General features: G+C 56.2%; 33 protein-coding genes. 32 read left to right on the top strand and 1 reads right to left on the bottom strand.

The genetic code is table 11. From position 1 onward, the window contains the following. Positions 1-10 precede the first annotated feature (10 nt). The 32 genes from rpsJ (at position 11) to ACYQ3G_RS17520 (ending at position 17,424) form a co-directional block, all read left to right on the top strand. Positions 11-319 carry a 30S ribosomal protein S10 gene (gene rpsJ, locus ACYQ3G_RS17675; protein ID WP_028576635.1) on the top strand — a complete coding sequence of 103 codons (309 nt, stop codon included), beginning with the start codon at positions 11-13 and terminating at the stop codon, positions 317-319. A gap of 18 nt (positions 320-337) precedes the next feature. Next, positions 338-970, top strand: a complete 633-nt coding sequence (gene rplC / locus ACYQ3G_RS17670) for a 50S ribosomal protein L3 (protein WP_459828141.1) — start codon at positions 338-340, stop codon at positions 968-970. An 11-nt stretch (positions 971-981) separates the two neighbouring features. After that, positions 982-1,602 (top strand): 50S ribosomal protein L4, encoded by a 621-nt coding sequence (rplD, locus tag ACYQ3G_RS17665; RefSeq protein ID WP_459828139.1) that lies wholly within the window; start codon positions 982-984, stop codon positions 1,600-1,602. Continuing rightward, the gene (gene rplW / locus ACYQ3G_RS17660; RefSeq protein WP_028576632.1) at positions 1,602-1,892 is read left to right on the top strand and encodes a 50S ribosomal protein L23; all 291 of its coding nucleotides are present in this window, start codon (positions 1,602-1,604) and stop codon (positions 1,890-1,892) included. Before rplD ends, rplW begins: the two co-directional genes overlap by 1 nt. Before the next feature lie 2 nt (positions 1,893-1,894). After that, positions 1,895-2,725 (top strand): 50S ribosomal protein L2, encoded by an 831-nt coding sequence (rplB, locus tag ACYQ3G_RS17655; protein WP_028576631.1) that lies wholly within the window; start codon positions 1,895-1,897, stop codon positions 2,723-2,725. A gap of 8 nt (positions 2,726-2,733) precedes the next feature. Beyond that, on the top strand, positions 2,734-3,006 hold the full coding sequence (gene rpsS, locus ACYQ3G_RS17650) for a 30S ribosomal protein S19 (RefSeq protein WP_028576630.1): 273 nt from the start codon (positions 2,734-2,736) through the stop codon (positions 3,004-3,006). Between the two features lie 14 nt (positions 3,007-3,020). Then, entirely contained in the window at positions 3,021-3,353 is a 333-nt protein-coding gene (gene rplV / locus ACYQ3G_RS17645) for a 50S ribosomal protein L22 (RefSeq protein ID WP_028576629.1), read from the top strand. Positions 3,354-3,365: 12 nt separating this feature from the next. Further along, positions 3,366-4,004, top strand: a complete 639-nt coding sequence (rpsC, locus tag ACYQ3G_RS17640) for a 30S ribosomal protein S3 (protein ID WP_028576628.1) — start codon at positions 3,366-3,368, stop codon at positions 4,002-4,004. Beyond that, positions 4,004-4,411 (top strand): 50S ribosomal protein L16, encoded by a 408-nt coding sequence (rplP, locus tag ACYQ3G_RS17635; RefSeq protein WP_028576627.1) that lies wholly within the window; start codon positions 4,004-4,006, stop codon positions 4,409-4,411. The genes rpsC and rplP overlap by 1 nt, the downstream gene beginning before the upstream one ends. A gap of 6 nt (positions 4,412-4,417) precedes the next feature. Continuing rightward, complete coding sequence (rpmC, locus tag ACYQ3G_RS17630) at positions 4,418-4,621, top strand: 50S ribosomal protein L29 (RefSeq protein ID WP_028576626.1); 204 nt, start codon at positions 4,418-4,420, stop codon at positions 4,619-4,621. After that, on the top strand, positions 4,614-4,880 hold the full coding sequence (gene rpsQ / locus ACYQ3G_RS17625) for a 30S ribosomal protein S17 (protein WP_028576625.1): 267 nt from the start codon (positions 4,614-4,616) through the stop codon (positions 4,878-4,880). The genes rpmC and rpsQ overlap by 8 nt, the downstream gene beginning before the upstream one ends. Before the next feature lie 11 nt (positions 4,881-4,891). Next, positions 4,892-5,260 (top strand): 50S ribosomal protein L14, encoded by a 369-nt coding sequence (rplN, locus tag ACYQ3G_RS17620; protein ID WP_028576624.1) that lies wholly within the window; start codon positions 4,892-4,894, stop codon positions 5,258-5,260. 3 nt (positions 5,261-5,263) lie between these two features. After that, positions 5,264-5,593: a 50S ribosomal protein L24 gene (gene rplX, locus ACYQ3G_RS17615; protein WP_028576623.1), complete on the top strand. Its 330-nt coding sequence runs from the start codon at positions 5,264-5,266 to the stop codon at positions 5,591-5,593. 9 nt (positions 5,594-5,602) lie between these two features. Next, positions 5,603-6,142, top strand: a complete 540-nt coding sequence (gene rplE / locus ACYQ3G_RS17610; RefSeq protein ID WP_028576622.1) for a 50S ribosomal protein L5 — start codon at positions 5,603-5,605, stop codon at positions 6,140-6,142. Between the two features lie 13 nt (positions 6,143-6,155). Beyond that, complete coding sequence (locus ACYQ3G_RS17605; RefSeq protein ID WP_015774926.1) at positions 6,156-6,341, top strand: type Z 30S ribosomal protein S14; 186 nt, start codon at positions 6,156-6,158, stop codon at positions 6,339-6,341. Positions 6,342-6,354: 13 nt separating this feature from the next. Further along, positions 6,355-6,738, top strand: a complete 384-nt coding sequence (gene rpsH / locus ACYQ3G_RS17600; RefSeq protein WP_028576621.1) for a 30S ribosomal protein S8 — start codon at positions 6,355-6,357, stop codon at positions 6,736-6,738. A gap of 9 nt (positions 6,739-6,747) precedes the next feature. Further along, positions 6,748-7,287: a 50S ribosomal protein L6 gene (gene rplF / locus ACYQ3G_RS17595; protein WP_028576620.1), complete on the top strand. Its 540-nt coding sequence runs from the start codon at positions 6,748-6,750 to the stop codon at positions 7,285-7,287. A gap of 8 nt (positions 7,288-7,295) precedes the next feature. Beyond that, entirely contained in the window at positions 7,296-7,649 is a 354-nt protein-coding gene (gene rplR, locus ACYQ3G_RS17590) for a 50S ribosomal protein L18 (protein WP_028576619.1), read from the top strand. 12 nt (positions 7,650-7,661) lie between these two features. Further along, complete coding sequence (gene rpsE / locus ACYQ3G_RS17585) at positions 7,662-8,153, top strand: 30S ribosomal protein S5 (protein WP_028576618.1); 492 nt, start codon at positions 7,662-7,664, stop codon at positions 8,151-8,153. Positions 8,154-8,161: 8 nt separating this feature from the next. Then, positions 8,162-8,332 (top strand): 50S ribosomal protein L30, encoded by a 171-nt coding sequence (gene rpmD, locus ACYQ3G_RS17580; RefSeq protein ID WP_028576617.1) that lies wholly within the window; start codon positions 8,162-8,164, stop codon positions 8,330-8,332. After that, complete coding sequence (rplO, locus tag ACYQ3G_RS17575; RefSeq protein WP_459828126.1) at positions 8,332-8,778, top strand: 50S ribosomal protein L15; 447 nt, start codon at positions 8,332-8,334, stop codon at positions 8,776-8,778. The genes rpmD and rplO overlap by 1 nt, the downstream gene beginning before the upstream one ends. A gap of 5 nt (positions 8,779-8,783) precedes the next feature. Beyond that, positions 8,784-10,097 carry a preprotein translocase subunit SecY gene (secY, locus tag ACYQ3G_RS17570; RefSeq protein ID WP_051306939.1) on the top strand — a complete coding sequence of 438 codons (1,314 nt, stop codon included), beginning with the start codon at positions 8,784-8,786 and terminating at the stop codon, positions 10,095-10,097. After that, positions 10,094-10,858 (top strand): type I methionyl aminopeptidase, encoded by a 765-nt coding sequence (gene map, locus ACYQ3G_RS17565; protein WP_459828124.1) that lies wholly within the window; start codon positions 10,094-10,096, stop codon positions 10,856-10,858. The genes secY and map overlap by 4 nt, the downstream gene beginning before the upstream one ends. A 38-nt stretch (positions 10,859-10,896) precedes the next feature. Beyond that, positions 10,897-11,010 (top strand): 50S ribosomal protein L36, encoded by a 114-nt coding sequence (rpmJ, locus tag ACYQ3G_RS17560; RefSeq protein WP_084435309.1) that lies wholly within the window; start codon positions 10,897-10,899, stop codon positions 11,008-11,010. Positions 11,011-11,025: 15 nt separating this feature from the next. Next, positions 11,026-11,397 carry a 30S ribosomal protein S13 gene (gene rpsM / locus ACYQ3G_RS17555; protein ID WP_028576613.1) on the top strand — a complete coding sequence of 124 codons (372 nt, stop codon included), beginning with the start codon at positions 11,026-11,028 and terminating at the stop codon, positions 11,395-11,397. Between the two features lie 18 nt (positions 11,398-11,415). Next, positions 11,416-11,805, top strand: a complete 390-nt coding sequence (gene rpsK, locus ACYQ3G_RS17550; RefSeq protein ID WP_028576612.1) for a 30S ribosomal protein S11 — start codon at positions 11,416-11,418, stop codon at positions 11,803-11,805. Positions 11,806-11,816: 11 nt separating this feature from the next. Further along, positions 11,817-12,443, top strand: coding sequence for a 30S ribosomal protein S4 (rpsD, locus tag ACYQ3G_RS17545; RefSeq protein ID WP_459828119.1), 627 nt, complete (start codon positions 11,817-11,819; stop codon positions 12,441-12,443). 12 nt (positions 12,444-12,455) lie between these two features. Then, positions 12,456-13,502 (top strand): DNA-directed RNA polymerase subunit alpha, encoded by a 1,047-nt coding sequence (locus ACYQ3G_RS17540; RefSeq protein ID WP_028576610.1) that lies wholly within the window; start codon positions 12,456-12,458, stop codon positions 13,500-13,502. Further along, entirely contained in the window at positions 13,492-13,893 is a 402-nt protein-coding gene (gene rplQ, locus ACYQ3G_RS17535) for a 50S ribosomal protein L17 (protein WP_028576609.1), read from the top strand. Before ACYQ3G_RS17540 ends, rplQ begins: the two co-directional genes overlap by 11 nt. An 80-nt stretch (positions 13,894-13,973) precedes the next feature. Next, on the top strand, positions 13,974-14,888 hold the full coding sequence (locus ACYQ3G_RS17530) for a selenium metabolism-associated LysR family transcriptional regulator (RefSeq protein ID WP_459828115.1): 915 nt from the start codon (positions 13,974-13,976) through the stop codon (positions 14,886-14,888). Further along, positions 14,885-15,931, top strand: coding sequence for a selenide, water dikinase SelD (gene selD / locus ACYQ3G_RS17525; protein WP_459828112.1), 1,047 nt, complete (start codon positions 14,885-14,887; stop codon positions 15,929-15,931). Before ACYQ3G_RS17530 ends, selD begins: the two co-directional genes overlap by 4 nt. Further along, on the top strand, positions 15,844-17,424 hold the full coding sequence (locus tag ACYQ3G_RS17520; protein ID WP_459828109.1) for an ASKHA domain-containing protein: 1,581 nt from the start codon (positions 15,844-15,846) through the stop codon (positions 17,422-17,424). Before selD ends, ACYQ3G_RS17520 begins: the two co-directional genes overlap by 88 nt. A gap of 27 nt (positions 17,425-17,451) precedes the next feature. On the opposite strand, the gene ACYQ3G_RS17515 is transcribed toward ACYQ3G_RS17520, so the two are convergent. Beyond that, the gene (locus ACYQ3G_RS17515; RefSeq protein ID WP_028576605.1) at positions 17,452-17,826 is read right to left on the bottom strand and encodes a DUF3568 family protein; all 375 of its coding nucleotides are present in this window, start codon (positions 17,824-17,826) and stop codon (positions 17,452-17,454) included. Positions 17,827-17,832: the final 6 nt, after the last annotated feature.

Below are 17,832 nucleotides of genomic sequence, written 5' to 3'. Positions count from 1 at the left end.
CAAAGCCATCATGAACAGTGATAAAATTCGCATTAAGTTGAGAGCGTACGACTACCGCATTTTGGACAAGGCTGTTGCCGAGATCGTTGACTCCGCACGTAACACCGGCGCATCCATTGCCGGCCCGATTCCGTTGCCGACTCGTATCCATAAGCAGACCATTCAGAAGTCTGTGCATGTGGACAAGAAATCTCGTGAACAGTTTGAAATGCGTGTGCACAAGCGCCTTTTAGACATTCTTGAACCCACCCAACAGACAGTTGATGCGCTGGGCAAGCTGAATCTTCCCGCTGGCGTTGATGTAGAAATCAAGCTGTAGGGATAACGAGAGGCTATCATGAAACAGACTTTGGGAATTGTTGGGCGCAAGATCGGTATGACCAGGATTTACGGAGCTGACGGCAACGTCATTCCTGTCACGGTCATCCAAGCCGGTCCTTGTCCTGTTATTGACAAAAAGGTCAGTGAAAAAGACGGCTACACTGCTTTGCAGGTAGGTTTCGAAGAAGTTGCTGCGCATCGTCTGAACAAACCTGAGCAGGGCCATCAGCAGAAGGCAAATTGTGGCTTTTACAAAATGCTGAAGGAAATCCGTCTCGGTAACGTCGATGAATATGAAATCGGACAGAAACTGACTGTCGAAATGTTCACCCCCGGTGAAAAGGTTCGCGTGACCGGCACCTCCAAGGGTCGCGGCTTCGCGGGCGTCATCCGCCGTTGGAACTTCGCCGGCGCTCCGGCCACGCACGGACATGAGCAGGTTCACAGAAAGCCCGGTTCCATTGGCCAGTGCGCCTGGCCGAGCAAGGTATTCAAGGGCAAGAAGCTTCCGGGTCAGCTCGGAAACAAGACGGCGACCATGCTCAACATCGAGATCGTCGACGTCCGCCCTGAGGACAATGTCGTGTTGGTTCGCGGCCAGGTCCCGGGACCCAAGCAGGGGATCGTTGTCCTCAGCAAGATGAAATAGGGGTGAAGATAATGGCAAACGCGAAAGTATATGATCAGAACAGGAAGGAAGTCGGCGAGATTTCCCTGGCTGACGATGTCTTCCAGGTCGAGGTCAAGCCTGAATTGCTGCACCTCGCCGTGCGCTCCCACCTGGCCAAGCTCCGCGCCGGCACCGTCGGCGTGAAGACCCGCGGCCTGGTCAGCGGCGGCGGCAAGAAGCCTTGGCGCCAGAAGGGCACCGGCCGTGCCCGCGCCGGATCCAGCCGCTCCCCTCTGTGGCGCAGCGGTGCCATCGTGCACGGACCGCAGGCTCGGGGTTACGGCTTCAAGATCAACAAGCAGGTCCGCAAGCTGGCCCTGAAGATGGCGCTGTCCTCCAGGTTCACGACCGACAGCCTGCTCGTTGTCGACCAGCTCCGCTTCGACGACATCAAGACCAAGAACTTCGTGGCCTGCAAGAATACCTTGGGTCTGAAAAAAGCCTTGATTGTTGTTGCCGAAAAAGATACCAACCTTGCTCTTTCGGCCAGGAACGTTCCTGGCATTCTCGTGTTGGATCCGCAATCGGTCAACGTCTACGAAATCCTCAAGTATCCTCAGATGGTCCTGGACCAGGGCGCTGTCGCCGTGTTGCAGGAGAGGTTGAAATAATGGAAAGCACGCAAGTATTACTCAGGCCGCTGATCTCGGAGAAATCCACGGGCCTCAAGGAGCTTGGCAATCAGGTTGCTTTTTATGTGCATACTGCCGCGAACAAGATCGATGTTCAGCGGGCCGTTGAAGATGTCTTCAACGTGAAGGTCACTGCGGTGAACATCGTTAACTACCGTCCGCGGACCAAAAAGAAGTTCGGTCGCGCGGTCGGCAAGCTCAGCGGTTACAAGAAAGCTTACGTCTCTCTCGCTGCCGGCGAAAAGATCGATTTCTTTGAAGGGGTATAACCATGGCAATTCGCAAGCTTAAACCCACATCTGCCGGACGCCGGTCGATGACGGTGCTCACGTATGATGAGATCACCCGTACGACCCCTGAGAAGTCCCTGACCAAGGGTTTGACCAAGAAAAGCGGTCGCAACCATTTTGGCCGCGTGACCATGCGTCGTCGCGGCGGTGGAAACAAGTCGCTGTATCGCTTGATCGATTTCAAGCGCAACAAGTTGGACATTCCCGCCAAGGTTGCCACCATCGAATACGATCCGAACAGAAGCGCTCGCATCGCCCTGCTGCATTACGCAGACGGCGAGAAGCGTTACATCATCTGTCCTGTCGGCATCAATGTCGGTGACCAGATTCTGGCCGGCGAAAAGGCCGACATCAAGCCCGGCAACGCGCTGCCTCTGGCCAGGATTCCCTTGGGTACCCTCGTGCACAACGTGGAGCTTTACCCGGGTCGCGGCGGACAGCTTGTCCGTTCCGCCGGTTCCTACGCTCAGGTTATCGCCAAGGAAGACAAGTATGTCCTCTTGAGACTGCCGTCCGGTGAAGTCCGCAAGGTGCTGGCCGTGAACTCGGCCACTGTCGGACAGGTCGGCAATATCGAACACGAGAACGTTTCCATCGGCAAGGCCGGCCGCAACAGATGGCTCGGCAAGCGGCCCAAGGTCCGTGGCGTGGCCATGAACCCGGTCGATCATCCGCTTGGCGGCGGCGAGGGCAGAAGCTCCGGCGGACGTCACCCCGTGACTCCTTGGGGCAAGCCCACGAAGGGTTACAAGACCCGTTCGCCCAAGAAGAGTTCTTCCAAGCTTATCGTCAAACGCCGCGGAACTAAGTAGGAGTTGATATGCCAAGGTCTCTGAAAAAAGGCCCCTTTGTGGACGGCCATCTTATCGCCAAGGTGGAGAAGTCCAACGCTGAAAGAAGCCGTCAGGTGATCAAGACCTGGTCCCGCCGGTCCACGATTATTCCCGAGATGGTCGGTCTTACCTTTGCTGTGCATAACGGTAAGAAGTTTATCCCGGTGTTTGTGTCCGAAAATATGGTCGGTCACAAACTTGGTGAATTCGCACCCACCCGGACATATTTTGGCCACGCTGCTGATAAGAAGAAGAAATAGGCAGGAAGTTTCACATGGAAGCAAGATCTGTTGCCAAGTTTATACGCGTTTCTCCGCAGAAAGCCAGGTTGGTCGCACGTAACGTGACCGGCAAGCCTGTCGAGGATGCGTTGAATGTCCTGAAATTCACCCCGAAGAAAGCTGCCCGTCTGATCGAGAAGGTCCTGACGACTGCGATTGCCGATGCCGAGCACAACTACAAGCTGAACGTCGACAACCTCTATGTAAAGGAAGTTCGCATCGACGGCGGCCCGAGCTGGAAACGCATACAGTCGCGAGCGATGGGCCGGGCTTACAGAATTATCAAGCGCACCAGCCACATTACTGTGGTTGTCGATGAACTCTAGGAGGGCAGTGCTTTGGGTCATAAAGTTCATCCTTACGGATTCCGTTTAGGGTACAACAAAAACTGGAAGTCCCGTTGGTTCAGCGACAAGAAGTATGCCGAGTATGTTTTCGAGGACAGCAAGCTTCGGAAATACGTGAAGGAAAAGCTCTTTCACGCCGGCATTGCGAAGATCGAAATCGAAAGAGCTGCCGACAAGGTTCGTTTGATTCTTTTCACTGCGCGCCCCGGTATTGTTATCGGACGGAAAGGCGTTGAAATTGAAAAGCTGCGGGCTGAACTGAAAGGTAAGTTCGGTCGCGAGTTCGTGATCGAAGTCAATGAAATCCGCCGCCCCGAAACCGACGCCCAGCTCGTCGCCGAGTCCATTGCCCAGCAGCTTGAGCGCCGCGTGGCTTTCCGCCGCGCCATCAAGAAGACTCTGGGCATGGCCCAGAAGTTCGGCGCCCAGGGCATCAAGGTGCAGTGTGGCGGTCGTCTGGGTGGTGCGGAAATCGCTCGCACCGAGTGGGCGAGAGAAGGCCGGGTGCCTTTGCACACCCTTCGTGCCGACATCGATTACGGCGTAGCGTTGGCCAAGACCACCTACGGCGTCATTGGCATCAAGGTGTGGGTGTTCAAGGGAGAGATCCTGAGCGAGGTGGATAACTGATGCTGAGTCCCAAGAAAGTCAAATTTCGGAAGCAGCAGAAGGGTCGTATTCGCGGCTTAGCGCAGCGTGCGACCACGGTTGCTTTTGGTGATATCGGTTTGAAGGCTATGGAGTGTGGAAAGATCACGAGCCAGCAGATCGAAGCCGCTCGTATCGCTATGATGCGACATATCAAGAGAGGCGGTAAGGTCTTCATTCGAATCTTCCCCGACAAGACGATCACTGCCAAGCCCCTGGAAGTACGTCAGGGTAAAGGTAAGGGTTCTCCGGTAGGCTGGTGCGCTCCTGTGCAGAGAGGTCGCATTATTTACGAAATTAAAGGCGTGGATGTTGAGCTGGCCAAAGAAGCATTGCAAAGAGCTGCCTACAAGCTGCCTATCAAGACTCTCATAGTCGAAAAGGAGTAAGACAGGATGAATGCTCAACAGTTACGTGAATTGGATTCTGTGAAACTCCAGGAAAAGCTTGGTGAATTTCGCAAGGAATTGATGAATCTTCGTTTTCAGCACGCGACGGCGCAGCTTGAAAATAGTCAGAGAATACCGCTTGTTAAGAAATCCATTGCTCGGATTTTGACGATTATGAAAGCGAAGGACATGGAGACAGGTGATGAGTAACAGCGGAAAGACATCAAACAAGAGAACTCTTGTTGGCTTCGTAGTGAGCGATAAGAACGACAAGACTATAGTCGTCCGTGTCGAGACTCTGGTCAAACATCCTGTTCTTAAAAAATATATCCGCCGCAGAAAGAAATTCATGGCTCATGACCCCAACAATGAATGTCACATTGGGGATAAGGTTCAGATCGTCGAACACCGCCCCTTGAGTGCGCGGAAGAATTGGCATCTGGTCAAAATCATTGAAAGAGCTTTGTAGGGGATTGCAAAATGATTCAAATGCAGACGACTTTGGATGTCGCAGACAATTCCGGAGCCAAAAAGGTTGCCTGCATCAAGGTGCTAGGCGGTAGCAAGAGGCGCTATGCTCGTGTCGGCGACATTATCATGGTCTCCGTCAAAGAAGCCATCCCTCATGGCAAGGTCAAGAAGGGCGATGTTCTCCAGGCAGTAGTTGTCAGAACAACAAAGGAGATTGGACGCCCCGACGGAACCTTCATCCGCTTCGACAACAATTCGGCAGTGCTGCTGAATAAGAACCTTGAGCCTATGGGTACTCGTATTTTTGGACCTGTTGCGCGTGAATTGCGGGCGAAGAACTTTATGAAGATCGTATCTTTAGCCCCCGAGGTGTTGTAAGTTATGTCTACCAAGGTTTGGAAAATTCACAAAGATGACAACGTCATTATTCTTGCCGGAAAAGACAAGGGCAAGATCGGTAAGGTTGTCAAGATTCTGCGCAGCAAGAAGCAGGTTATTGTCGAGAAGGCTAACATGGTGAAGAAGCACACCAAGCCCAATCCCTACAACAACCAGCCGGGTGGGATTGTCGAGAAGGAAATGCCCCTGGATATTTCCAATGTTCAGGTGATTTGCAACGCCTGCTCCAAGCCGACTCGCCTCGGCTACAAGATTACCGACGATAACAAGAAAGTTCGTTATTGCAAAAAATGCAATGAAACGATCAGCTAAGGTGCAGCAATGAGTAGTTTCGAAACGATCTACAAAGATAAAGTCGCTCCCGAACTCGCGAAGGAATTCAATTACAAGTCTGTAATGCAGATTCCTTCGATCAAGTGCGTCTCATTGAACATGGGACTTGGTGAGGGTAGCCAGAATAACAAAATCATTCAGGATTCTGTACGCGATTTGTCTCTGATTGCTGGTCAGCGGGCTGTTGTAACGCGGGCAAAGAAGTCCATCGCCGCTTTCAAGCTGCGCGAGGGAATGCCTGTAGGCTGCCGTGTATCGCTTCGCGGAGACGCAATGTGGGCTTTCCTCGAAAAGCTCATTGTCATCGCCCTTCCCCGAGTCCGCGACTTCCGCGGTGTTCCGGACAGAGGCTTTGACGGACGTGGAAATTATACCCTGGGCATCAAGGAACATACGATCTTTCCGGAAATTGAAATGGACAAGATCGAGAAGCCTGTGGGTATGAATATTACAGTCGTAACTACTGCCCAGACTGACAAAGAAGGCAAGACGCTGTTGAAGCTTCTTGGAATGCCCTTCAAGAAGTAAGGAGGAGTGTAACTTGACTCGCACATCACTCATGGTCAAGGCGCAGCGGAAGCCCAAATTTTCCACACGCCAGTACAACAGGTGTCCTATTTGCGGCCGTCCCAGGGCCTTTATGCGCAAGTTTGGCATTTGCAGAATCTGCTTCAGGAATATGGCCCTTGCCGGTGAATTGCCAGGCGTAAGAAAATCTAGTTGGTAAATGAGGTACGCTCATGTCTGTCATAGATCCTATCGCAGATTTGTTGACTCGAATTCGTAATGCATACAAGGCGATGCATTCCAGTGTCTCCGTTCCGCCCAGTCGCACCCGCGAGGCGCTGCTTAAAATATTGAACGAAGAAGGCTATATCAACGGGTATGCCAAGGAGAACGAAGCTCTCCTGGTCGATCTGAAATACCACGAGAACAAGCCCGTCGTCGCTGGTCTGAAGAGAATCAGCAAGCCCGGCCGCCGTATTTATGTCGGTGCTAAGTCGATTCCTTCTGTCCAGAATGGCCTCGGCATCTGCATCTTGTCGACCTCCAAGGGCATCCTTGAAGGCAAAAAGGCTGCCGAAATCGGCGTTGGCGGCGAACTTCTTTGTGAGATTTGGTAGGAGATCGCTATGTCTCGTGTAGGAAAACAGCCCATCAGCATCCCCAGCGGTGTTGATTTCAAAATTGCGGAGGGCGTGATCGAAGTGAAGGGGCCCAAGGGCGCTCTTTCCCTGGCCACGCACCCCGCCATTGAAGTTAAGGTCGAAAACAACACGATTTTCGTGACCCCTGCGGAAGACACCCGCATTGCTCGTCAGCAGCACGGGCTGCGGAGAACCTTGCTGGCCAACGCCGTCACCGGCGTGACCAAGGGCTTCGAGAAGACTCTCGACGTCATTGGTGTCGGCTACAAGGTCAACGTCCAGGGTAACACGGTCGTTCTTAATGTCGGCTTTTCGCATCCGGTCAACTTCGTGCTCCCCGCCGGGGTACAGGCCAAGGTGGACAACACCAAGATCACCATTTCCGGTTGCGACAAGCAGGTTGTCGGCGAAGTGGCCGCTCAGATTCGTCGTGTGCGTCCGCCGGAACCGTACAAGGGCAAGGGCATTAAGTACTCTGATGAGACTATCCGTCGCAAGGCCGGCAAATCCGGCGGCAAGAAATAGGATACGCCATGAAATTATCACGTGAAGAAGCCCGTAAGAACCGCAAGACCCGGATTCGCAAAAAGGTCAACGGCTCGCCCGACCGTCCGCGTCTGGTTGTTTACCGGTCTAACAAGCACATTTACGCCCAGATCATCGACGATCTTGCCGGCGCGACCCTGGCTTCTGCTTCCACGCTGAGCCTGGAAGGCGACAACACTCGCCTGACTGTCGAGAACGCGAAGTTGGTGGGAAAGAAAGTTGCCGAAGAGGCGATCAAGAAGAGCATCACTTCCGTGGTCTTTGATCGCAACGGCTTCGTGTACCATGGCCGGATCAAGGCCGTTGCCGATGGAGCCAGAGAAGGCGGCTTAAATTTTTAATAGAGGACATCCATGCAACAGAACGAATTTGAACTCATTGAGAAAATAGTCTATCTCAATCGCGTCGCCAAAGTTGTGAAGGGTGGCCGCCGATTCAGTTTCAGCGCTCTGGTCGTCGTCGGCGATGGCAAGGGTACCGTCGGATTCGGCCTGGGTAAGGCCAACCAGGTGCCGGACGCCATCAAGAAAGCTACCGACCGTGCCAGGAAAAGCATGCAGAAGGTTGAACTTCTGGATGGCACCATTCCCTACGAGATCGTTGGGAACTTCGGCGCCGGGCACGTGCTCCTCAAGCCCGCGTCCGCAGGTACCGGCATCATCGCCGGCGGACCGGTTCGTGCTGTCATGGAGGCCGTCGGCGTCCATGACATCCTGACCAAGGCCATTGGCACGAACAATCCGCACAATGTTCTTCGCGCCACGTTTGCCGGATTGCGCTCGCTTCGTAGCGCCGAACACGTCGGACGGATGAGGGGCAAGTCCCTCACCATCAAGAGAAAATAGGTGCAGTTATGATCACGATTAAACTGACAAAGAGCCTGATCACGCAGAATCCCGCTCAGAAGCGCACCGTGAAGGCTCTCGGTTTCACCAAGCTCAACCAGGTCCGTACGCTTCCCGACAACGAATGCGTTCGCGGGATGATCAATAAAGTCAAGCATCTTGTCGAGGTTATTCAATAATGAACCTGCACGAACTCTATCCGTTTCCCGAGGAACGCGCCAAGGTGAAGAGAATTGGCCGCGGCACCGCGTCCGGCCAGGGCGGAACCTCCGGCAAGGGCCACAAGGGTCAGAACGCCCGCGCCGGCGGCGGCGTGGCTCCGTGGTTTGAAGGCGGCCAGATGCGCCTTTATCGCCGATTGCCCAAGCGTGGGTTCAAGAATCCCTTCCGTGTCGTGTACCAGGGCCTGAACCTGTCCACAGTGTACGCCGCTTTCGCCGACAAGAGCGAAGTGACCATCGAGGATTTGTATGCTGCCGGTCTCGTCGATCGCAACATGCCCGTCAAGATCCTCGGCGACGGTGAGGCCGGCAAGGCGCTGAAGATCACTGCACACAAGTTCAGCAAGCAGGCCGTCGAGAAGATCACTGCCGCTGGTGGTGAAGCAATCTCCATCGAAGGATAACTATTGTGAGTATATCCAAAGGCGCAAACACTGGCACGTCGGAGCTGAAAAGCAAGTTCATCTGGACTTTTCTTCTTCTGGCCGTATACCGTGTCGGTGTGCATCTGCCGATACCCGGTGTTGACGGTAACGCCCTGGCGGACTTCTTTGCCAACGCCCAGAACACGCTCTTCGGTCTCTTTGACATGTTCTCGGGCGGCGGTCTCAAGAATCTGTCCATTTTCGCCTTGGGCATCATGCCGTACATCTCCGCTTCCATCATCCTGCAGCTCCTGACCGTTGTCAGTCCCGAACTCAAGAGACTGAGCAAGGAGGAGGGAGCTGCCGGACGGAAGAAGATCACTCAGTACACCAGATATGGCACTGTTCTCATTTCCGTCATCCAGGGTCTTGGAATCGCCGTTGGCGTCGAAAGCATGACCAGCCCCACCGGGGCTGCCATCGTGTATATGCCCGGCTGGGGATTCCGTCTGATCACCGTCCTGACCCTTACGGCCGGGACGATATTCATTATGTGGCTCGGCGAGAAGATCACGGAAAAAGGGATCGGCAACGGCATCAGCCTCATTATCTGCGCTGGCATCATCGCAGGTCTGCCCAGCGGGATCGGAAAGTCGTTCCGCCTGTTTACGGCGGGCGACGTATCCCTGTTCACTGTGCTGCTCGTTCTGGTCGTCATGGCCGGAGTGCTCGTGGGCATTACGTTCATGGAACGTGCGCAGCGCAGAATCCCCATCCATTACGCAAAACGGATGGTCGGGCGGAAAATGTACGGTGGGCAGACGAGTCACCTTCCTCTGCGCATCAATACCGCCGGTGTCATTCCGCCGATCTTCGCCTCTTCGATTCTGATGTTTCCTGCGACGATCGCTAACTTCTCCCATGTCGAGTTCCTGAATCGCATGTCCGATTATTTCCGGCCCGATTCGTTGCTCTATAACATTTGTTTTGTCGGCTTCATCGTCTTTTTTTGCTTCTTCTATACCGCCATCGTCTTCGATCCCAAGGAAATCTCCGAAAACCTCAAGAAACAAGGGGCTTTCGTTCCAGGCATCCGTCCTGGTTTCAAGACGAACGAGTATATCGACAAGGTTCTGACGCGTTTGACTTTGTGGGGCGCTTTGTATATCTCCACCGTCTGCGTTTTGCCCATGGTGCTCATGAAGCAGTTCAATGTGCCCTTCTATTATGGCGGCACGTCGCTGCTCATTGTCGTGGGCGTAGCCATGGACACCATGGCCCAGGTCCAGTCCCATCTCATTTCGGGGCGTTATGACGGCCTGTTGGCCAAGGCAAAGATCAAGGGCAGACAGGGTTGAAAAAGCATAGAGGCATCTTCCTGAAAAATGATCAGGAGATAGCTCTACTCCGGGAAGCCAACCGCATCGGTGCTCTTATTCTCGATGCACTCGGGCAGATGGTGGCTCCCGGAGTTTCATCCTGGGACCTTGAGGAAAAGGCGAACGACCTCTGTGCTCACTACGGGGTTGTTCCGGCGTTCAAGGGGTATCTTGGTTTTCCGTACGCGCTCTGCTGCTCGCTCAACGAAGTGGTCGTGCACGGTTTTCCCACCAAGGCGCCTTTGCGGGACGGAGACATTCTGTCCATAGATTTTGGTGTGAAGTTTCAGGGTTTTTACGGTGATACCGCAAGGACCTTTCCTGTAGGAAATATCAGTGAGGGCGCGGCCCGTTTGCTGGAAGTCACCCGGGACTCCCTGTATAGAGGGATTGCCCAGGCCAAGCCAGGAAACGACCTTTACGATATTTCACGGGCTGTACAGGAATGTGTCGAAGCTCAAGGGTACTCCGTAGTCAAGCGTTTCGTAGGGCATGGAATTGGCCGGATGCTTCATGAGAAGCCGGAAATCCCCAATTTCGTGCCGCGGGACAGCTCGAGACTGCCTTTGAAGCCGGGTATGGTGCTCGCCATTGAGCCAATGGTTGCCATGGGGTCCGACCAGGTCGAAATCCTCTCCGACGGGTGGACCGCTGTAACCAAAGATAGAAGCCTGTCAGCTCATTTTGAACATTCTGTGGCGATTACCAAGGACGGACCAATCATTCTCAGCCAGGTGTAAGCCGACTGGGATCCAATTGAAAAGCTTCGGGGGATTCAATGAAAGTTAGACCTTCAGTTCGCAAGATTTGTCCCAAATGCAAGATCATCAAGCGCAAAGGCGTGCTTCGTGTGATCTGCGACAATACGCGGCATAAACAAAGACAGGGTTAAGGATAGGGGGATATTGTGGCAAGATTAGTTGGTGTAGATTTGCCGAGAAATAAAAGGCTCGATATTGCATTGACATATATTTACGGGATCGGCCGGGCTACAGCTCTCAAAATCCTTGATTCTACGGGCATTGATTGGACCAAGAACAGTGATGACCTCACTGCGGACGACGTCAACATCCTGCGCAAAGAACTTGAGGCCAATTACAAGGTCGAGGGTGATCTGCGTCGCGAAGTCGTTGCCAACATCAAGCGCCTCATGGACATTGGTTGCTACAGAGGACTGAGACATCGACGCGGCTTGCCTTGTCGCGGACAGCGCACGCATACCAACGCGCGCACACGCAAGGGTCCACGCAGAGCCATTGTTGGTAAGAAGAAAAAGTAACTGGGTGGAGACAGACACATGGCAAGACCTCAGAGAGTCATCAAGAAAAAGGAAAAGAGAAATATCCCCACGGGTATCGCTCATGTGAACAGCACGTTCAATAATACGATCATCACGTTCACCGATCCCACGGGGAACGTCATCAGCTGGGCGAGTTCCGGTGCATCCGGGTTCAAGGGGTCCCGCAAGAACACCCCCTTCGCGGCTCAGAAAGCAGCGGAGACCGCTGCCCGCAAAGCCATGGACTGCGGCATGCGCACCGTCGGCATTCTCGTGAAGGGACCCGGTTCCGGACGTGAGTCCGCCATGCGCGCCATCAACGCCGTCGGCCTGCGAGTCGCCTTTATCCGCGACGTCACGCCGATTCCGCACAATGGTTGTCGTCCGCCCAAACGTCGTAGAGTATAGGGGGTTTTACCTTGGCTAGATATACAGGCCCAAAATGCAGGATTTGCCGTAGAGAAGGCGGAAAGCTTTTTCTGAAAGGCGATAGATGTTACACGGACAAGTGTGCTTTCGAGCGTCGCGCCTATGCGCCCGGCGATCACGGCAAAGCGCGCAAGAAACCCAGTGATTACGCTCTCCAGCTGCGCGAGAAGCAGAAGGTGAGAAAGATGTACGGCATTCTCGAGGGCCAGTTCCGCCGTTATTTCGAGGAAGCCGAACGCCGCAAGGGTGTCACCGGTACGAATCTGCTGACCCTGCTTGAAACGCGCATCGACAACGTCGCGTACAAGCTCGGTTTCGCCAATTCGCGCAGCCAGGCCCGTCAGATGGTTCGGCATGGGATTTTCCTCATGAACGGCCGTCGCGTCAGCGTGCCGTCGATTCAGATGAAGCCGGGTGACGTTCTTGAAGTGCGCGACCGCACCAAGAAGAACCTCGTCATTAACGAAGCTTTGGAAGTTGTCGCCCGTCGTGGCGTGCCTGCATGGCTCGAGATTGATGCTCCTGCCCTGAAGGGATCCGTCAAGGCTTTCCCGACCAGAGAAGATATCACTTTCCCGATGACGGAGCAGTTGATTGTTGAACTCTACTCCAAATAGCAGGCGGTAAACATGAGTTCTACGTATAGCGGAGACAAAAAGGTTTACGTCCGGAATTGGGCAGAGCTTGTCAGGCCCGAACAGCTGGAAAAGGATTCGAAGAGCGACGCCATGTACGGGCGGTTCGTCTGCGAACCCCTTGAACGGGGGTTCGGGACCACCATCGGAAACGCATTGCGTAGGGTGCTGCTGTCCTCCTTGCAGGGCGCTGCGCCCGTATCGGTCAAGATTCAGGGCATTCAGCACGAATTCACGACCATCCCGGGCGTGAATGAAGATGTCACGGACATCGTCCTTAACCTCAAGCAATTGCGCGTGGCCATGAACACCCCTGAACCCCAGCGGGTTCAGCTCATTGCCAACGCAAAGGGCGAGGTCAAGGCCTCGGCCATTGTAGAGAACCAGCACATCAAAATCCTCAACCCCGAACTGCACATCGCCACCCTGTCCGAGGACATCGACCTCGTCATGGACCTGGAGATTCGCATGGGCAAGGGATACGTGCCTGCCGAAATGCATGAGGATCTGGACAACGAAATTGGCGTGATCACTCTTGACTCGAGCTTCTCCCCCATCCGCAAGGTTGCGTATGCCGTGGAGCAGGCGCGTGTCGGTCAGATGACCAACTACGACAAGCTGATCATGGAAGTGTGGACGGACGGCTCCATCACGCCTGACGATGCACTTGCCTACAGCGCCAAGATTCTGAAGGAACAGCTGACCGTCTTCATCAATTTTGACGAAGGGTCGGCCGACATCGAGAAGGCCAAGACCAAGCCTCAGGACAAGGTCAACGAGAACTTGTTCAAGAACATCGAGGATCTGGAATTACCCGTGCGGGCAAGCAACTGCCTCAAAAGCGCCGGCATCCATATCGTCGGTGAACTGGTTCAGAAGACCGAGGCCGACCTGCTCAAGACCAAGAACTTCGGCCGCAAGTCCCTTGAGGACATCCGCCGGGTGCTGGAGAGCATGGGCCTGGATTTTGGCATCAGAGTCGATAATTTCGATGAATTGTACCAGGATTGGTTAAAGAGGAACGAAGAAGATGAGGCATAGAAACTCTGGTCGAAAACTGGGGCGCACGTGGGAACACCGCAAGGCCCTGATGAAGAATATGGCCCGTTCCCTGGTCGAGCACGAGCGCATCCGGACCACGGAAGCCAAGGCCAAGGAACTGCGCATCCTGGCCGACAAGCTGGTCACCATGGCCCTCGTGGATAGCCTGCACGCCCGCCGTCAAGCCTATGCGATACTGGGCAGCCATCACAGCGTGCAGAAGCTCTTCAACGAGATCGGCCCGCGCTTCAAGGAAATCCCCGGCGGTTACACGCGTGTGGTCAAGTTCGGCATCCCGCGCGTCGGTGACAGTGCCCCCATGGCCATGATCGAATTCACTCGACTGGCCGAATCCGCACCTGCTGAGGAAACTGGCAAGAGCGAAGAATAGTTGAGCAAAAATAAGGCAGCACGGCTGCCTTATTTTTTAACCATACCTATCGCTTTTATCTATGCCAAGGATTGCTCATTATGGATATACGGAAGATTGAAGCGTTTTCCAAGGTGTATGAAAACCGGAGTTTTTCTCGGGCCGGGAAGGAGCTGTATCTTTCCCAGCCGACCATCAGCGCGCATGTCGCATCGCTTGAGCAGGAACTCGAAGTGCAGCTTTTCGACCGCATCGGTCGAACCGTGGTGCCAACCAAGGCCGGAGACGTGCTTTATCAGCATGCCAAGCGCATATTCGAAGCATCTGAACTTGCCATTTCCGAAATCCGGAAGCTGCAGGATCGCATCACCGGCAAGCTCGACCTCGGCGGAAGCACCATTCCGGCCAATTACATCCTGCCGCCTCTTCTGGCCGGATTCTGGCAGACCTACCCAGAGGTCATCATGGACCTGCACATCGCAGACTCCGAAGACATCGTCAGCCGGGTTCGCGACAACGCGTTGATGCTCGGGGTGGTCGGCGGCCATTTCGAGTCTCCCGACCTTCATTTCGAGCCTATCGCCACGGACTCCCTCGTGCTTGTCATGACACCGGCCCTGAGAGATCGCACCGCGCATCTTCCCCCTGAGGAGTTGCTGCGCAGCCTGCCGTGGGTCATGCGCGAGGAGGGCTCCGGCACGAGGATGGCAATGGCGGCGAGTCTGGCCGGCTTCTCCATCGACGTGAATTCGCTGCGCACCGTCATGATGGTCCGCAATGCCGGCGCCATGGCGCGCTGTCTCTCGGCCGGGATGGGCGCCGCAATAACCTCCGCGATCACCGTTGGCCCCGAATTGCGAACAGGGCGCCTGGTCGCCTTGGATTTGCCCGATCTGCAGATGGAACGCTCGTTTTACGTCGTGTTCAACACGAAGCGTTCCCTCTTTCCGGCAGCCCTGAAGCTGATAGAATATCTCAAAAACAACGCTGAAAATCAGGTGAGGACACAGTCGTGAACAAGACGCCTCTTGTACAGACAGTCACTGCCGCGGGTTGAGCCTCCAAGCTCTCTCCAGGGGACCTGGAGCAGGCGCTTAGCGGGCTCGACGTGAGTCCGGACGACCGAATCCTTACGGGGCTGGGAAACAGCGAGGACGCGGCCGTCGTCCTTTTCCCTCCCGGCAAGGCCTTGGTCCAGACTCTCGATTTCTTCACGCCCATCGTCAACGATCCATTCCGGTTCGGTCAGATCGCCGCGGCCAACTCCCTGTCGGATGTCTACGCCATGGGGGGGGAAGCCTATGCGGTCATGAACATTGTGTGCTTCCCGTCGTCGTCGATGGAAATTTCGGTGCTGCGCGAGATACTGCGCGGCGGCCTGGTCAAGATCCGCGAGGCGGGCGCGATGCTCGTCGGTGGGCACAGCGTCCAGGACAAGGAACTCAAATACGGCCTCTCGGTGTCCGGGATCATCGATCCGGAGCGGTACGCGACCAATGCCGGGCTGCGTCCCGGCGATACCCTGATCCTGACGAAGCCCATCGGTTCGGGAGTCCTGGCGACGGCCATCAAGGCCGGCTGGGACGGTGCGGAAGCCGACGAAGAGGAGCTCTTCACGTGGGCGGCGCGGTTGAACCGGACCGCGGGGGCGGCGATCGCCGCATTCGGCCTGCGCGCGGCAACGGACGTAACCGGGTTCGGGCTGGGCGGGCACCTGCTTGAAATGGCCACGGCCTCGGGATGTACTGTCCGTCTGCAAACCGGTGCCGTGCCCATCATGGGTCGCGCGGCGGAACTGGCCGGAATCGGCCTCTTGCCGGTCGGCAGCCATGCCAACAGGCATTATTGTGACAAGACCGTCATGCAGATTCCTGGGCTTGACCCGATTACGGTGGACCTCATGTTCGACGCGCAGACCTCGGGCGGTATGGTGCTGGCCGTGCCAGAGGAACTGGTCGACGAGGTGCGCGCATGGCTTACGGCGCAGGGCGAAATGGCCGCGATCATCGGTGGCGTCGAGCGACAGAGAAGCGACGGCAGGCGTCTTGTCCTGTGCTGACGATCGAAATACGACAGCATTCCGGCGAAGTTGAATCCATTAGCGTCGCGTCGGGCCGTTCCTTCCTGAACGCGTTGTTCGAGGCCGGCGTCGGCCGTGGCCGACTCGTGTGCGGTGGAAGCGGGCTGTGCGGCAAATGCAGAATCCGCTTTTTGACGTCGGCGCCCTCGCCGTGTCCCGAGGACTTTCTGCGCCTTGGGGCGGACGAGGTGGCTGCCGGATGGCGCCTGTCCTGCCGGCATGAGGCGACAGTTTCCTGTCGGATAGAGGATCCCGGCCCGCCGCCGGCCATGCCGAAGTTTGGTCGTGCAGACGGGGTGGCGATCGATGTCGGGACCACGCGTATCAAATGGGCTCTCCGGCGAGGCGATGAGCATGGCCGCGAATATGCGGTGTTCAATCCGCAGATGGCCGTTGGCAGCGAAATCATGTCCAGGCTGCGCTACGCTCTTGCGTCCCCGGCCGGACGCAGTCATCTCCGGGAATCCGTACTGCGGGTGCTGCGGGATGTGGTCGGAGCGAGCGGCGCTACGGCCATGGCCCTTTCCGCGAACAGCGCCATGGTCTCCCTCCTGCTCGACGTTTCCCTGACTGGCCTGGCCTACGCGCCGTACAGCCTGCCATGGCGGGGCGGCGAGGTCGTCGATCTCGGTCCGGACTTGCCGCCGGCGTACATTCCGCCCCTGCTGGGGCCATTCATCGGGGCCGACGTCAGCGCCGGCCTGGCCTGCATTACCGCGCAACGCCCCCGCTACCCCTATATACTCGCCGATCTTGGGACAAACGGCGAGTTCGTCCTCGCCGTGGATGAACGACGGTATTTCGCGTGCAGCGTGCCCATGGGACCGGCCATCGAGGGCGTGGGGCTGTGCTGCGGCGCCGCAGCCGGGGAGGGCGTCCTGAGCAGGGCCGAACTGACACCGGGCGGCCTGCGGTGGGATACGCGGAACATGACGGGCATCTCCGGGACGGGTTACATGTCGCTGCTGGCTCTGCTGCTCCGGCTGGGGCTTGTCGGCATGGACGGACACTTCCGGGCGGGATCCATGCCCCTGGCGCGCAAGGTCGGGACACGGGTGCGCGAACATCCCTTGGGCAGGATCTTCGAGCTGGATGGAGATGTTTTCCTGGCGGAACGGGATGTCGAGGAGTTTTTGAAGGCCAAGGCCGGCGTCAATGTCGGTCTCAGGACATTGGTCGGGCTTGCGGGCTTGGCCGAGGGGGACGTGGCGGCGGTCTATCTGGCCGGCGCCCTCGGGGAGCACTCGCAGACCGAGGATCTGGTCGCCCTGGGCTTCCTGCCGGAGGTGTGGAAAGACCGGGTCACGATGGCCGGCAACACGTCGTTGGCGGGGACCATGCTGGCCTTGCGCGATGAGGGAACCCGGCGGTGGCTCGCCGGGTTGCCCCCGTTGGTCAGGGTGGAGTCGTTGGTGGAAAGGGATGATTTCGGCCCCGCGTTCATGAAGGCCATGCGCTTTGCATGGACGTAGCGGCGAGCCGCGGGTGCCGTCGGGCTACTACAGCTTGGCGCCGATGGCGTCGTGAATGCGCCGTGACGCCTGTTCGTCTCCCAGGTATCCCACGCGGATGGAAATCTCGGTGGTTGTCGAACTCTGCGTCTTGAGATTGATCCACACCTCACGCTCTCCGTCCCTGGTCTTGACCGTCGCCTGGCTCAACTGCATTTCGCGTTCGAGCACAGGGAGTCCCAGGGATTCGCAGCCTGCGATGGACGCCCGATATGCCCCGTCGAGATTCACGTTGTAGGTTTTTTTCAACTGGCCTGCGACATACGTGTATGTCCCCACCGCAGCCGCGCCGCCGACCACGACGGCCGCGCATCCCGTGCACAGCAGCACGAGGAGAATGGCCATATTCCGTATGGCTTTCATAGGTCA

Source organism: Desulfomicrobium salsuginis (assembly GCF_054657795.1).
This window is presented reverse-complemented; position numbering and strand designations above follow the sequence as displayed.

Excerpts from the sequence above, each read along its gene's own strand:
- rplN (WP_028576624.1), top strand. The coding sequence starts at position 4,892 with ATGATTCAAATGCAGACGACTTTGGATGTCGCAGACAATTCCGGAGCC.
- ACYQ3G_RS17540 (WP_028576610.1), top strand. The coding sequence starts at position 12,456 with ATGAGTTCTACGTATAGCGGAGACAAAAAGGTTTACGTCCGGAATTGG.
- rplD (WP_459828139.1), top strand. The coding sequence starts at position 982 with ATGGCAAACGCGAAAGTATATGATCAGAACAGGAAGGAAGTCGGCGAG.
- rpsH (WP_028576621.1), top strand. The coding sequence starts at position 6,355 with ATGTCTGTCATAGATCCTATCGCAGATTTGTTGACTCGAATTCGTAAT.
- rpmD (WP_028576617.1), top strand. The coding sequence starts at position 8,162 with ATGATCACGATTAAACTGACAAAGAGCCTGATCACGCAGAATCCCGCT.
- rplX (WP_028576623.1), top strand. The coding sequence starts at position 5,264 with ATGTCTACCAAGGTTTGGAAAATTCACAAAGATGACAACGTCATTATT.
- rpsK (WP_028576612.1), top strand. The coding sequence starts at position 11,416 with ATGGCAAGACCTCAGAGAGTCATCAAGAAAAAGGAAAAGAGAAATATC.
- rpsS (WP_028576630.1), top strand. The coding sequence starts at position 2,734 with ATGCCAAGGTCTCTGAAAAAAGGCCCCTTTGTGGACGGCCATCTTATC.
- rpsJ (WP_028576635.1), top strand. The coding sequence starts at position 11 with ATGAACAGTGATAAAATTCGCATTAAGTTGAGAGCGTACGACTACCGC.
- rplB (WP_028576631.1), top strand. The coding sequence starts at position 1,895 with ATGGCAATTCGCAAGCTTAAACCCACATCTGCCGGACGCCGGTCGATG.
- rplQ (WP_028576609.1), top strand. The coding sequence starts at position 13,492 with ATGAGGCATAGAAACTCTGGTCGAAAACTGGGGCGCACGTGGGAACAC.
- rplR (WP_028576619.1), top strand. The coding sequence starts at position 7,296 with ATGAAATTATCACGTGAAGAAGCCCGTAAGAACCGCAAGACCCGGATT.
- ACYQ3G_RS17515 (WP_028576605.1), bottom strand. The coding sequence starts at position 17,826 with ATGAAAGCCATACGGAATATGGCCATTCTCCTCGTGCTGCTGTGCACG.
- rpsE (WP_028576618.1), top strand. The coding sequence starts at position 7,662 with ATGCAACAGAACGAATTTGAACTCATTGAGAAAATAGTCTATCTCAAT.
- rpmJ (WP_084435309.1), top strand. The coding sequence starts at position 10,897 with ATGAAAGTTAGACCTTCAGTTCGCAAGATTTGTCCCAAATGCAAGATC.
- rpmC (WP_028576626.1), top strand. The coding sequence starts at position 4,418 with ATGAATGCTCAACAGTTACGTGAATTGGATTCTGTGAAACTCCAGGAA.
- rplP (WP_028576627.1), top strand. The coding sequence starts at position 4,004 with ATGCTGAGTCCCAAGAAAGTCAAATTTCGGAAGCAGCAGAAGGGTCGT.
- rplW (WP_028576632.1), top strand. The coding sequence starts at position 1,602 with ATGGAAAGCACGCAAGTATTACTCAGGCCGCTGATCTCGGAGAAATCC.
- rplC (WP_459828141.1), top strand. The coding sequence starts at position 338 with ATGAAACAGACTTTGGGAATTGTTGGGCGCAAGATCGGTATGACCAGG.
- rplF (WP_028576620.1), top strand. The coding sequence starts at position 6,748 with ATGTCTCGTGTAGGAAAACAGCCCATCAGCATCCCCAGCGGTGTTGAT.
- ACYQ3G_RS17530 (WP_459828115.1), top strand. The coding sequence starts at position 13,974 with ATGGATATACGGAAGATTGAAGCGTTTTCCAAGGTGTATGAAAACCGG.
- rplE (WP_028576622.1), top strand. The coding sequence starts at position 5,603 with ATGAGTAGTTTCGAAACGATCTACAAAGATAAAGTCGCTCCCGAACTC.
- rpsQ (WP_028576625.1), top strand. The coding sequence starts at position 4,614 with ATGAGTAACAGCGGAAAGACATCAAACAAGAGAACTCTTGTTGGCTTC.
- rplO (WP_459828126.1), top strand. The coding sequence starts at position 8,332 with ATGAACCTGCACGAACTCTATCCGTTTCCCGAGGAACGCGCCAAGGTG.
- ACYQ3G_RS17520 (WP_459828109.1), top strand. The coding sequence starts at position 15,844 with ATGGCTTACGGCGCAGGGCGAAATGGCCGCGATCATCGGTGGCGTCGA.
- rplV (WP_028576629.1), top strand. The coding sequence starts at position 3,021 with ATGGAAGCAAGATCTGTTGCCAAGTTTATACGCGTTTCTCCGCAGAAA.